Source organism: Paenibacillus sp. FSL K6-2862, assembly GCF_038005125.1.
In the GTDB taxonomy this organism is placed as follows: Bacteria; Bacillota; Bacilli; order Paenibacillales; family Paenibacillaceae; genus Paenibacillus; species Paenibacillus illinoisensis_A.
On the sequence record NZ_JBBOSN010000001.1, the window covers coordinates 1,409,448 to 1,423,184 of the forward strand.

9 protein-coding genes are annotated in these 13,737 nt (G+C 49.1%); 6 read left to right on the forward strand and 3 right to left on the reverse strand.

Going from position 1 to position 13,737, the window contains the following annotated elements; translation table 11 throughout:
• Nucleotides 1-96: 96 nt before the first annotated feature.
• Both MHB82_RS06355 and MHB82_RS06360 read right to left on the reverse strand, forming a co-directional pair.
• Nucleotides 97-2,274: a serine hydrolase gene (locus MHB82_RS06355; RefSeq protein WP_341174180.1), complete on the reverse strand. Its 2,178-nt coding sequence runs from the start codon at nucleotides 2,272-2,274 to the stop codon at nucleotides 97-99.
• Between the two features lie 129 nt (nucleotides 2,275-2,403).
• Nucleotides 2,404-3,672, reverse strand: coding sequence for an MDR family MFS transporter (locus tag MHB82_RS06360; RefSeq protein ID WP_341174181.1), 1,269 nt, complete (start codon nucleotides 3,670-3,672; stop codon nucleotides 2,404-2,406).
• Nucleotides 3,673-3,794: 122 nt separating this feature from the next.
• Here MHB82_RS06360 and MHB82_RS06365 point away from each other — a divergent pair, with 122 nt between their 5' ends.
• On the forward strand, nucleotides 3,795-5,654 hold the full coding sequence (locus MHB82_RS06365; protein ID WP_341174182.1) for an ABC transporter substrate-binding protein: 1,860 nt from the start codon (nucleotides 3,795-3,797) through the stop codon (nucleotides 5,652-5,654).
• A gap of 35 nt (nucleotides 5,655-5,689) precedes the next feature.
• Here the strand turns inward: MHB82_RS06365 and MHB82_RS06370 are convergent, their stop codons facing one another.
• Complete coding sequence (locus MHB82_RS06370; protein ID WP_341174183.1) at nucleotides 5,690-7,204, reverse strand: serine hydrolase; 1,515 nt, start codon at nucleotides 7,202-7,204, stop codon at nucleotides 5,690-5,692.
• A 292-nt stretch (nucleotides 7,205-7,496) separates the two neighbouring features.
• On the opposite strand from MHB82_RS06370, the gene MHB82_RS06375 reads away from it, so the two are divergent.
• The 5 genes from MHB82_RS06375 (at nucleotide 7,497) to MHB82_RS06395 (ending at nucleotide 13,655) form a co-directional block, all read left to right on the forward strand.
• On the forward strand, nucleotides 7,497-8,708 hold the full coding sequence (locus tag MHB82_RS06375) for an outer membrane lipoprotein-sorting protein (RefSeq protein ID WP_341174184.1): 1,212 nt from the start codon (nucleotides 7,497-7,499) through the stop codon (nucleotides 8,706-8,708).
• Between the two features lie 439 nt (nucleotides 8,709-9,147).
• On the forward strand, nucleotides 9,148-10,335 hold the full coding sequence (gene alr, locus MHB82_RS06380; protein WP_095360644.1) for an alanine racemase: 1,188 nt from the start codon (nucleotides 9,148-9,150) through the stop codon (nucleotides 10,333-10,335).
• A 262-nt stretch (nucleotides 10,336-10,597) separates the two neighbouring features.
• The gene (locus MHB82_RS06385) at nucleotides 10,598-10,879 is read left to right on the forward strand and encodes a CopG family ribbon-helix-helix protein (RefSeq protein ID WP_056699650.1); all 282 of its coding nucleotides are present in this window, start codon (nucleotides 10,598-10,600) and stop codon (nucleotides 10,877-10,879) included.
• 3 nt (nucleotides 10,880-10,882) lie between these two features.
• On the forward strand, nucleotides 10,883-11,233 hold the full coding sequence (locus tag MHB82_RS06390; protein WP_024630714.1) for a type II toxin-antitoxin system PemK/MazF family toxin: 351 nt from the start codon (nucleotides 10,883-10,885) through the stop codon (nucleotides 11,231-11,233).
• 232 nt (nucleotides 11,234-11,465) lie between these two features.
• Complete coding sequence (locus tag MHB82_RS06395; protein WP_341174185.1) at nucleotides 11,466-13,655, forward strand: alpha-galactosidase; 2,190 nt, start codon at nucleotides 11,466-11,468, stop codon at nucleotides 13,653-13,655.
• Nucleotides 13,656-13,737: the final 82 nt, after the last annotated feature.

A 13,737-nucleotide genomic window follows, 5' to 3' on the forward strand; every position in this document is an offset into this window, starting at 1 on the left:
TGGTAAAAAAACAGGCTTGTTCGAAGAAGGTTACCCTCCTTCCGAACAAGCCTGTTGGACGTGTCTGGAATTGTGTTGTTACTGAAATTTAATCATTTAAGGTGTTTCCTCTGTATTGGCAGGTGAAGGCTGAGCCTCGGCAGCCTCATCCACATTGGAGGCTTCTGGTTGAGGCTGCTGGGCCATAAGTTCTGCCACAATCTTATCCGTTGGTTGCGTAAACAATTGATACATGATGGCAGCCTCTTCTTGACGTATAAGCGGTTTGCGGGCAAGAACATCCACAGAACCATCCTCCAGTACCTTCACTTCCGGACCATGAATGCCGAGCTTAACCATCATCTGGATTGCAGGTACAGCCCACACATCCGCATGTCCGGCAAGCTTCACATCCTGGAACAGCTCACTCGGATACTGCACCTGCAGCGATCTCCAGATCATCACCATGGCTTCCTGGCGGGTAATGACTTGGTTCGGCTTGAATTGTTTGGAATCCGCACCTGTAATCATGCCGGCTTCATAACCGAGCTGGATGTAGCCTGCTGCAGGGTGACTGGCCCAATCGCTATCCGCAGGCGGTGTTGTTTGGCTTGGTTTGAGACCGCTCATTTTCAGTACATTCTCTATGAATTCAGCACGTGTAACGGCTGACTTGGGCTGGAATGCCTCGGTAGCATCATTGTCATAATGACCGAGCGACTGTAAACCATAGATGGCCTCGGCATAAGGGCTATCCGGACGAACATCCCGGAATCCCTGAGGCTTCTGTCCCTTTTTCTCATATCCCAGCGGATTGAGGTAGGGCTCTTTCATGTAGATTGTTCCATCTGCTTGTTCCTTAAAGGCTGTGAATTGACCCGTCAACTCATCCTTGAACAGATTCTTATCAACCTGAATTAAGGTACGTGGGCCCAGAAAGGCATCTGAAATGCTCAATTTACCGTGTTCTGTGCCACCGTTTGTGAGAGAACTGACGATCGTGCTAAGTCTTAGGTCAGCATACAGCCCGGAGAAGCGCTGCAGTTCATTGGTGGATTGAGGCGTGAAATCCTTGATTACGACCGGCTCCGCATATTGCGGGAAGAAGGTCTGGATGAACGCCGGGTAGAACAGATTACGAAGAGCTCCCGACTGATTATACGTAAGGAAGACACCTGTATTTTGCTCCGGAATAAGGAAGAGATAAGAGCTAAAACCGATCAGGTCGCCTGCCTTGGTAATAATCGCAGGGCTGCTGCCCGCACCAGGCAGCTGAAATGCTGCTTCAAATCCATACGTTGTGTCCGGGAGTACCGGATGAATGGAGGAGCGATATTGCTCCATGCTTTTGACGGTTGATTCTTTCAGTATACGCTCGTTGTCTTTCACCCCATCATTCAGGAAAGCGATCATGAAGTTCCCGATATCCTCGGCCGTTGACAACATGCCTCCTTGAGGCATCGGTGTTGGAGAGAGGGTGTACAGATCGAGCGGATTATGTACCGCGTCATACGCTGTCGCGAGCTGATTCTTGAACTTGTCGTTCAACACAAAACTGCTGTTATCCATACCGAGTGGTTTGAAAATATGCTGCTGCATGTACGTCTCAAATGGTTCACCGCTGACATTTTCCACAATCATGCCGAGCAGCAGGAATGAGAAGTTGTCGTACATATAGGCACTGCCAGGTTCTCTGACAACTGGAGGCATGTGCTGCTGTGCATAGTCTTCCATGGAGACTGTTTTGTCGAATTCGGCGTGAATATCTTCCTGCTGCGGATCACGAATCTCGAATCCGGTAGTGTGCGTGAGCAGGTTTTCCACAGTGACAGGTTTGTCAAAAGGGTTATCAAACTCAAGTCCCTTCACATACGTTTGAAAATCGGCTTGCAGATCTACCTTCCCCTGCTCCACCAATTGCATGACGGCTGCTGCCGTAAATGTTTTGGAGACGGAGGCTACGCGAAAAGTCGTACTCTTCGGGTCGACAGGCGTCTTGCTCTCCTGATCGGCATAGCCGTAGCCTTTCTCTGCCAGGACTTTGCCATCTTTGACGACAACAACGGAAGCACCGACATACTGTGCCTTGGCTTCAGCCGAATCAAAAAACGTGTCCAGAAATGCCTCCGCTGATTCAGAGGTTAGAGCTTTGTTTTGTCCTTTTTCATTGACCTGAGGTGATGGGGTTTCCGCATGAACCGCCGGTGCCCAGAGACTTAGCGACAGAACGAAAGCCATGAATGCACCCGTTAGCGAGGTGAATCTGAAGCGGCTCCTTCGATTGGATAAATGCATGTAAACACTCCCTTGCTCAAATTTTGGCAATAAAGCCTGTTCACTGTGTATTACTTCCAATTGGCTCGATAGGTTTCAGGATTAGTTAGATTACGAAACTAGAAAGGTTTCCTAACGGTGAGTAGCTGCTTATGAGGCATCTGCACATCGCAGGGACTCGCTCGGTTCAGCTGACGGCCTGAGTGATTGGCGGAAAAATATAAGAGCAGAGGCCCCAATGATGACATACAGGCTGGCCATGGCATATGAAGGCAGCACAGCTCCGATCATTAGCCCCAAACTGCCCAGCAGGGCAGCGACATTATAACTCATGCCATCTGCAGCCATATATGCTGCTCGATCCGAATCGGGGATCATCCCGGCAAGAAGTACCTGACGTACCGGGGAGTACATCAATTCGCCAATTGTTAGCAGGACGGCAGAGCCGATTAGGAGTAAGGCCCAGTTACTAAATGCAAGTACGGCGAACCCGGCGGTGTAGAGACACATACCTACCGTCATGATGGATCTGGATTGGAACCGTGCCATCCATTTGGAGAATGGGATAGCAATCAAGGCAACCAGTACTGTATTGATCGCCAAGATTAGGCTGAACATCTGCAGACCCGAAATGTTCCAGTGGAACAGCTGGGCACTGAACTCACTTTTCAGACGGACAGCAATGTATTTATCCAGTTGGAATTCGAGAGAGACGGCCAGAACCGAGGCGGTGAAGAAGACCATGAACTTTCTGTCCCTAAGTACACTTCCATAGGTCTTTAGCATATTTCTTCTGACTGGCGCAACTGTCTGAACTGAGCCCGTTTTTGTTGTTCTTTCCATGGTTTCCTGAATGAAAAACAACAAAATGAACAAGGTTACCAAGCTCTCCATGCACACCAGACTGAACAGAATGAATCGGAAGGAGTCGAATAACAATCCGCCCATCAGTGCGCCAAATGTAATGGCTACATTGGTCGTCCAATATTGTAATCCATATACATAATGTCGTTCATGTTCACTGCTTACGTCCACGATCATCGCACCTGCGATTGGAACGGTGATACCAGAGCTTAGACTGCTAAGAAAAAACATGATGCAGGTCAGTTCTACCGAGTTCAGCCAGGGCGAATTCGCCGCAGCCAGCCAGAATAAAGCGAATACTTGTACACATTGAGCGATGACCATCATTTTTTTGCGTCCAATCCGATCCGACCAATATCCTGCCCCCAGACCAGCGATCATGGAGGATACAATGTTGACCGTAAGCAGCACACCAGCCCAGCCAGCTCCCATCTGGACACTCAGATAAATGGCCATGAACGGAATGATTGATTTCTGGGTCAAGTCTGTAAAAAAGTCAGTGATGATCCGAATTTTAATGTTGCGGTGCAAATCAGCATATTTCATCGGTTGCATTTCTTCCTTCCTGGATTGTCATGTAGATGTTACTGAGTATAATGGAGGAAAACCTGAAGAAAAACTGTAGAAGCGGATGAATGAATTTCGTATTTTAGCAGAGTGGGAAGGTAGGGAATGCCGTGGAAGTAGCTGACCATTATATTCAATTGCGTATGGCGTTTCCGAACGTTCAAGATGATGAAGAATGGCCAACGACGATTGGAGAGCTGGCACAGCATTTATGCTGCACCATGCGTAACATGAATTTGATTATGAACAAGTTCATGGATAACGACTGGATTGGGTGGAGTCCGAGGCGTGGTAGAGGGAAGAAGTCCTTGCTGGTCTTTCAGGCACCGCTGCTTGATATAGCCCGTGAACGTTTTGATCGCCTGCTGCAGGGCAACAGGCTGGAAGAAGCCTATCAGCTCGCCGCGAGTCTGCCTTTTTCGTTGCGGGAAATGTTAATGCAGGGTCTGCAGGAACAGTTTGGTCTTCGTTCAGACCAGGGTACCATGGGAAGGATGGATATCCTGCGGATCCCACAGAACTTTCCGTTTGAGACCTTGGATCCTACCCGGGCTGCCATGTGGGGAGAAGTGGGCATTGTCGCAGAGGTATTCGATCGCCTGGTACGCTATAATGCTGAGCGTCGCATCTGTGAGCCAAGCCTTGCCGTGGCGTGGGAGAGCAATCTTGAAGGAACAGAATGGACATTTTATCTTCACAAAGGTGTTCTATTTCATCATGGCAGAATACTGGATGCAGAGGATGTGAAGTTCACATTTGAACGAATCCTTGAGGATACCGGCAATCCCTGCCGGCCGCTGTTTGGCACCATTGCGAAGATCGAGACATTTGATGAGCTGACGGTACGTTTTACGTTATCTATCTCAAACTTCATGTTCCCGGATCTGATGAGCAGCATGTGTGCGTCGATTTTGCCGCGGGATGTGGAGTTCGACCGGATGCATCCTGTTGGGACAGGCCCTTATCGTTTAACGAAGAATCACCCCAGACTGCTGGTTTTGGATGTATTCCCTTCCTATTTCAGAGGACGTGCCTACATTGATCGGGTTGAGGTGTGGCAGCTCCCGCAATCCGCACTCGTAGAGTCGGTGATCAAGCAGGATTTGTTTCCGGATGGAGCGCCTCATGCGGTACAGCATGAAGTACAGGGCGGAGTATATATGACGTTTAATATGCGAAAAGAAGGTCCACAGCAGGATCTTTATTTTCGCCAGGCTGTGCAGCAGCTGCTGAATCAACAGGAGATGATGGAAGCGTTTCGGGATACGCGTAATCAGCCTGCATACAGCCTGGTTCGGGATAATTATGGGGGTACGAGGGAAGTAGAGATGGGCAGCTTACATATACAAGAGAAACGAATGAGGACACAGGATTTCATCACAGATTCCTCATTGGCCTTTGCGGAAGAACTGCTTAAGCGAAGCAGCTACGCGGGCCAGACGCTGCGGTTATGGGTAGAGGATGGGCAGAAAATGGAGACGGACATGCTCTGGTTTGTACAACGCTGTGAACGGATCGGACTGCATATCGATATCGTTCCAGGTGATCCCGTAAGTGCGGTGTACCATGATGAATTCAGGTCATGTGATCTCGTCTATACGGGGGAAGTGTTCGATGATCATGTCATGCTGAGCCTGTTCATCATGTTTACCTTTCAGAATACATTGTTTCTGGTTGCCATGGATGATGATCGGAAAAAGGAGTTAGACAAGGAATGCAGGCGCATCGTAGGAATTCGGGAAGGTGGTGAACGATTGGCAGCACTGCTGGGGGTAGAGGCCAAACTGATCAAGGAAGCGCTGCTGCTGCCCACATATCGTTTCAAGGAGGAACATGCTCATCATGCCTCACTTCGTGATTATAATGTGGTGGGGTATGGGATGCCTGATTTACGCCGTCTGTGGGTGAAACGCAAACCGGACACTGATCATAAGGAAGCAAGTTATCCGGCCTACATCCCGCTGTGGTAAGTGATACACAGCGGGATGAGCCTTGTAGTGAGCCGCTACTCTTCGCTTTTCTTAATAAACTCAATAGGTTTCGCACCCGGTTCCATCAAGAAAGGAATGGAAATGGAATGCGTGTTATTTTCCTGATCGATTTGGAAAGTAAACGTGATTTTGAGTCCAAATAAAACAAGCAGGACGGAAAAGGTATCATTGCCTGTGTATTCCATGGGCATTTCAATCTCGTTAAATATCGCTTGTAGGCCGTCATCTTTCAGTTGAATAGACAATTCTCCGTATCCGGCATGAACATAGATACCTGCGTAGGTAATTAGAGGTCGGTCAAGGGGCATAATTTTTGTATCATCTTGTGCATCAACCGTTTTTTCCTCTGTATCGGCCACTGGTACTGCTGCGGGGTCCAACGCTTCTGGCGTATCCGTAACTGCAGATTCCGCTGATTCGCTGCCACTCATTAACTTGGCCATCTTCTCGCTCCAATCCACAGGTTCCATTCCAAGCAATCGGTCTATGATGTTAAATGTGACAGTGTAAGGGACGATACTTCCATTCGTATTACACAGTACTACAATCCCGATCTCTTCTTCTGGCAAAAAGGCGACCTGTGAACTAAAGCCATCAATAGCGCCCCCATGATGGATCAACGAATGTCCACGATAAGGTTCGATGAACCACCCTAGTCCGTAAGTGCTGACAGGCAGCTCTGGACCATGAAACGGAGAATCACAAGGCATTTGCGGACTGTGCAATGTTTCCATTTGTTCCTTGGAGACGAGCTGCTGTCCATCATGCTGCCCCTGATTCAATTGCAAGCGCAGCCAGGCTATCATGTCTTCCAAATTGCTATTCATGGAGCCTGCCGGACCGATTGCATCGATGTTTCGATAAGAAATTCGTACATTTTCGCCGTCTTTCTCCATATAAGGAACAGCAAAATCAGGCTGGAGCTGCATTTCCTCCACAGAGAACAAACTGGATGTCATCCCTAGCGGCTCAAACAGGTGATCCTGAACGACGTTCTCCCAGGTTGTTTCCTTCAACTTTCCGACGAGAAAGCCCGCAGTCATGTACATCAGGTTTTGATATTGCCACTTATTTCTGAAATCCTCATTTGGTTCAAGATACTGTAGAGCGTTTACGAGCTGCTCTCTGGTCCGTGCAGAGTTGTACCATGCCATTTCATGCCTGGGTAGTCCGGAGCGATGACATAACATATCACGAATGGTCAGGCGTTCCGTAGCCACAGGGTCGAACATTTTAAAATCATCCATATACGTTTTAACAGGCGCATCCCAGTTCAGCAGTTCTTGATCGACTAACAGTGCAGCGGTTGTTGCCGTAAAAGCTTTTGTACTGGACCCGATTGCAAAGAGAGTGCTTGGTGTTACTTCGAGTTTGGATTCCAGGTCGCGATACCCATAGCCTTTTTGCCAAATGACCTCATTCTTGTGAATTACAGCGACCGCTGCTCCAACACCCTTCCAGGTTTGCAGCTGTTCAGCTACGAATTCATCCAGTCCGTCCAGTAATGAGCGATGTTTTGTGGTAGTCATTATGATCCCTCCAATAAAAATATGAAGTGTGTTGAAACCAAAAAATCAAAACTCGTATGTAGTTGTCATCCAAGAAGTTGTTCATTATCAACTATGCCTTTTCTGGATAAAGTTAACATCGGACCCGAGACTGATTTGCCTGTTATCACTTGTCCTAACAAGGGAATAGAAAGCTTGTCAAACCAGTCCGCATAAATCGAACAAGTCCCTCATAGACATGTACTAATCAAGTAGGGGTTCTGCTGTACGCACAATCCTGAAGTGAAAACATTGTGCTAAAGGGGATGATGTCATGCGCCGAATATCATGGATGCTTGCCATGGTATTGGTCTTATCGGCCTTACTTGCCGCCTGCGGGAAGAAGGATGCGGCAGCCGTGGTCAAAGATCTGAACGAAGTCGTAGGAGAGATGGAGAGTTACCAGGGAGCAGGTGTTATGACACTGCATACTGGAGATACGCCGCAGCAGTATAAGGTCGAGGTGTGGCATCAGAAGCCTTCATATTACCGAATTGCGCTTACCAACGCCAAAAAGGATGTCACCCAGATTGTACTGCGCAACGATGAGGGAGTATTCGTCCTGACACCAAGCCAGAACAAAAGCTTCCGGTTCCAGAGCAACTGGCCGGATAACCAGGGTCAAGTTTATCTCTATGAGACACTGATTCGCAGCATCACAGGTGATACAACACGTCAGTTCGCAGATGAGAAGGAGAGCTACGTATTTGATGTAGCTGCCAATTATAATACGCACGCACTGGTCAGACAGAAAATCTGGCTGAACAAAAGTGATTATGCACCCAAACAGGTGGAGGTCTCAGACTCTAATGCAAACGTCGTCGTAGACGTTAAATTTGACAGCTTCAAATTCGGTGCAGAATTCGGCAAAGATGCTTTTGATATGCAGCGCAACATGACAGCAGGCACAGAAGGAAATAGCGGAACAGACACAACGAATCCGGCCGAGCAGACAGGAGAGAATGGTACCAAGGAGCCAGCAAGCTCCGAAACTGCCCCAGGTCAAGAACCGACAACAGGTTCTGCTGAAGATGTCACTGATGGACAAACCGGTGTGAGCGAGAACCCGGATCAACAGGGAGCTCAGGACCCGGCGAGTGGTGAACCAGGCACAGAGAAGCCTACTATGACTGAACCGGAAGGAGCCGGCAGCTTTGGCGTGATCGAACCAACATACGCCCCGGAAGGCGTCAAGCTGAAGGATGACCAAATTGTGGAGGAATCCGGCGATTACTCGGTCATGCTCCGCTACGAAGGAACGTATAATTATACGATTTTCGAAGCCAGACCGCAGGATAGAGCTGTTTCACTCGCACCATCCCGCGTAGTGGATCTTGGATTCACTTTGGGAATGATTAGTGGAGACGCATTACAGACGTTAACATGGATGACCGATGGAATTGAATACAGAATCACGAGCGCGGATCTGCCGGAGAGTGAAATGGTTCAGATTGCAACATCGATGCAGGAGCAGTCAGGTAAATGATGTAATAGGTATAGTCGTTAGGGCATTAGGAATGCTAAGGAGCATCGGGGACTTGTTCTCCGGTGCTTTTTGATGTACACAGTTAGGTTGCCGCAGCATATGATGGAGAGGAAAAGCAGGACGTTTCGTAATGGGTATTGCTTGAGAAATGAATAGTGAAATGGGCAGGTTGACCCAATAAATACAAAACACGCTTATATGCGGGATGAACCGGGTAAGTAATCGGTATAGGCAGAGAGAGATGGCGTGAGGCTGCATTTTGAACTCATGTCCGTATCGCTTATCAGCCTGTTTCTTCATCCGCTTCCGGCTTCGACATTATGCTGGGCACACTTTTTGAGTTGCAGTTATTCTGCTCATTTGACAGTCACATGCTTGAGCATTACGATGGAGTCTGATATGTGAGCCGGATTAAGATGACTAGAGAAGGTGACAGAACGTGCAAGGACAATATCGGCCGACCCAAGCGGAAATCAACTTGGATCATTTGAGTAGCAACGTAGACGCTTTCCGCTCGGTTCTGCCCGAAGGCATGAAGTTTCTAGCTTGTGTCAAGGCGAACGCTTATGGACATGGAGCTGTGGAGACGGCCAGAGAACTGGAACGAATCGGAGTGGATTATCTGAGTGTCGCTTTTCTGGACGAAGCGCTTGAACTGCGACGAAACGGAATCAAGGCTCCGATCTTGGTATTGGGTTACACACCGCCTGAGGGTATTGCTGTAGCCAGGGAACAAGATGTGACCATAACCCTGTTCAGCAGGGAAGTGCTTGAAGCGATTCGTGCTCTGGACACAGGATCGTCTCAAAACCAATTGAAGGTTCACATCAAAATCGACAGCGGTATGGGACGTCTGGGTCTGCTGCCCGGTGATGAAGCTATTGCTTTCATACAGGAAGCAGCAGCAATGGATCAGATCCTGCTCGAAGGCATGTTCACTCATTATGCCAAAGCGGATGAAGAAGACAAGACCTATACACTGGAGCAGTATCGACGGTTTCAAAGCGTGGTTGAAGCGCTGCGGGATCAGGGATGTGTCATCCCGATTATACATACGGCGAACAGTGCAGCTGCCATTGATACACCGGAATTATCCTACAATATGGTACGAGTGGGTATCAGTCTGTATGGGCTGTACCCTTCGGCCGAGGTGAATCATCAGGTAGTGAAACTGGTCCCGGTATTGACACTGAAGACGAAAGCGGTTCTGGTCAAAACGCTGCCGCCTCATTGGGGGGTCAGCTACGGAACCCGTTATGTGACACAAGGGAACGAACGAATTGCGACCCTGCCTATCGGCTATGCAGACGGATTTTCAAGAATGCTGACAGGTAAAGCTCAAGTGCTTGTACGTGGCCGCCGCGTTCCCGTCGTCGGTACGATCTGCATGGATCAGTGTATGGTGTCGCTGCAATCTTTCGCTGAAGAGGCGGAAGAAATTCAAGCCGGCGAAGAGGTTGTCCTCATCGGTCACCAATCTGATGGTGTGATTACCGCAGATGAAGTGGCCTCCCAGCTTGATACGATTGCCTATGAGGTGATCTGCATGATGGCTCATCGGATTCCACGAATCTATTTCCGGAACGGTGTTGAAGTCGCCAAGGTTAATCCTCTTTTGACATCCTGACAGGTTAACTGGACGCTATTACCAATAAACTTTTTTTCGGAACGGAAGGAAAAGTGTCGGAGCATCTCGAATGTTGTTATATTGACGAGGATGAAAAATCCTGAAAAGAGATGTTTGGTCTGTACGAATATTGCCCCCCATGTTTATAATGGAGTACAGCATACTTGATATACTCGGGGCATATATATTCCTTTGTATAAAAGTTCTGGAAAAACGTAATACTGGTTCACAATGGCGAAAGGTTTGTGGGGGTGGAAGATAGGTGGCCAACTTGCAGAACACCAAGCGGATTATGATCAGTTTGCCTGATCATCTCCTGCAGGAAGTGGATGGCATCGTAGCGCTGGAGAATTCCAACCGCAGCGAATTGATTAGGCAGGCCATGAAGCTGTATTTGACCGAACGGAAGAAGCGTTACATCCGTGAGTCCATGCAGCGCGGATACATGGAGATGGCAAAAATTAATCTGACCATGGCATCCGAGGCCTTTCACGCGGAGGAAGATGCGGACAGCACTCTGGACCGCTTAGTTAGCGGGGTGTAGACATTGATCGTAAAACGCGGTGACGTTTTTTTTGCGGATCTTTCTCCCGTTGTCGGTTCGGAGCAAGGTGGAGTCAGGCCGGTGCTGGTCATCCAGAATGACATCGGTAACCGGTTCAGTCCAACGTGTATCGTGGCGGCTATTACCGCCCAGATTCAGAAGGCAAAGCTGCCGACGCATGTTGAAATTGATGCTGCGGCTCATGGCTTTGACCGGGACTCTGTGATTTTGCTCGAACAAATACGGACGATTGACAAACAAAGACTGACTGACAAGATTACCCATCTGGACGAGGAGACCATGAAATTGGTCAATGAGGCGTTGCAGATCAGTCTTGGTTTGATCGATTTTTAGGTTGCGTGGCACATGGTTTGGGCTGCCATCAATCCGCCCGTAGCGGGATGTTCCTTGCGGGGAACACACAATTACAGACAACATTTCAGAGGAGCGTATCGCGGCCCAAGGGCTGTGGTGCGCTCTTTTGTCTGAACAAAAATGAAAGCGTAGAACATTGGCGCGCTTTTCGCTATAATGGAACCTGAGAAACCGTTTACGCCAAAGACGTATATAGAGGTGGAGGAGACATATGAGCATTTATATCAATGAAGAGAAACTACAATTTCATTTACAAACCCGCAAGGCAAGTTACGTATTCCAGGTGCTTCCTTCGGGATATTTGGTCCATCTGTATTATGGCAAAAAATTACGCGACTCCGATCTGAGCTGGCTCCATGTTCGGACAGAACGCGCTTCCTTCAGCCCGAATCCGGTACCTGAGGATCGGACGATCTCATTTGATACCCTTCCGCTGGAGCTGCCTGTTTACGGGACAAGTGATTTCCGTAACCCGGCGGTACAGCTTCAACTGGAGAATGGTTCAAGTGTCTCGGAATTCACGTATGTTGGCCATCGGTTGGAGAAAGGCAAGCCTGCTCTTCAAGGGTTACCAGCGACTTATGTGGAAGCTGCAGACGAAGCCGACACACTTGTTATCGAAATGGAGGATCGCGTGGCAGGAGTCCGCATCGAGCTCTCCTACACAGCTTATTCGCCCTTTAATGCCATTACACGGTCGATGCGTATCATGAATGAGAGCGCTACCTCGGTGAATGTGGCTCGTGCACTAAGCACATCCGTAGATTTCCCGCATGCTGATTATGAACTGCTGCAGCTGTCAGGTGCATGGACGCGGGAACGCGATATTGTTCGTCGCCCACTGGCTTCTGGCTTGCAAGGCGTGGAAAGCCGCCGTGGTTCAAGCAGCCATCAACAAAACCCGTTTATCGCGTTGATGACGCCAGGCACGGATGAAGATCAGGGAGAAGTGTACGGCTTCAGTCTCGTATACAGCGGAAGTTTCACAGCGCAAGCAGAAGTGGATCAGTTCCACACCACGCGTGTATCACTCGGCATTAACCCGTTTGAGTTCAGCTGGAAGCTGGAATCCGGAGAAGCTTTCCAAACGCCTGAAACGGTCATGGTCTATTCGGATACAGGACTTGACGGCATGTCCCAGTCTTATCACGAACTTTATCGCGAACGGCTTGCTCGCGGCAAATTCCGCAATGCAGAGCGTCCGGTATTGGTGAATAACTGGGAAGCGACGTATTTTGGTTTTAATGCAGATAAAATTGAACAGATTGCGCGTGCAGGGAAGCAGCTCGGCATCGAGCTGTTTGTATTGGATGACGGCTGGTTCGGACATCGTGACAGTGACAACTCCTCACTGGGTGACTGGATTGTGGACAAGAACAAACTGCCTCAAGGTCTGGATGATCTGGCGAACCGTGTAACCGCACTCGACATGCAGTTTGGATTGTGGTTCGAGCCAGAGATGATCTCGCCGGACAGCGAATTGTATCGCAAGCACCCGGACTGGTGCCTGCATGTGCCTGACCGTCGCCGGACAGAGGGCAGACAGCAGTTGGTGCTGGATTTCTCCCGCCAAGACGTTCGGGATGAAATCGTCCGTATGCTGAGCGACGTATTGGGATCTGCGCCGATTTCGTATGTGAAATGGGACATGAACCGGAATATGACGGAGATCGGCTCTGCGCAGCTGCCTGCGGATAGACAGCGTGAGACAGCTCACCGCTATATGCTCGGATTATACGAAGTGATGGAACGGATTACGTCCTCATTCCCTAATATTTTGTTTGAAAGCTGTTCAGGTGGTGGTGGTCGTTTCGATCCGGGCATGCTGTATTACATGCCGCAAACGTGGACAAGCGACAACACGGATGCTGTATCCCGTTTGCGCATTCAATACGGAACAAGTCTCGTGTATCCAGTGAGTTCCATGGGATCACATATCTCGGCCGTACCGAATCATCAGGTTAACCGCATTACATCGCTGGAGATCCGCGGACATGTTGCCATGTCGGGCAACTTCGGCTACGAGCTTGACCTGACACGTTTCTCAGAAGAAGAGAATGCCATTGTGAAGGCTCAAGTGGAGCTGTACAAGGAGATTCGGGGCACCATTCAGTATGGCACGTTCCGTCGTCTGCTCAGCCCGTTTGAGGGTAACGAAACGGCATGGATGTTTATCGCACCAGATGGAAGCGAAGCGGTTGTATTCTATTTCCGCGTGTTGCCCGAGCCGAATGCTCCTCTCCAACGTCTGAAGCTGAAAGGATTAGATCCTGACGCCGATTACCGCCTGAAGGGCAGCACCGAGACGTACACGGGGGATGCATTGATGTATGGCGGAATTTCCGTAGGCCGTGCCACAGGAGATTATTTGAGCGAGATGTTCCGTTTCGAACGGGTATAGGTAATCCTGCGTTTAATGCAGCGCTTTTCGGGGAAGACCGGAATACGTCGGGGTGACGTTTTTCGGTCTTTTCTTATGGGTT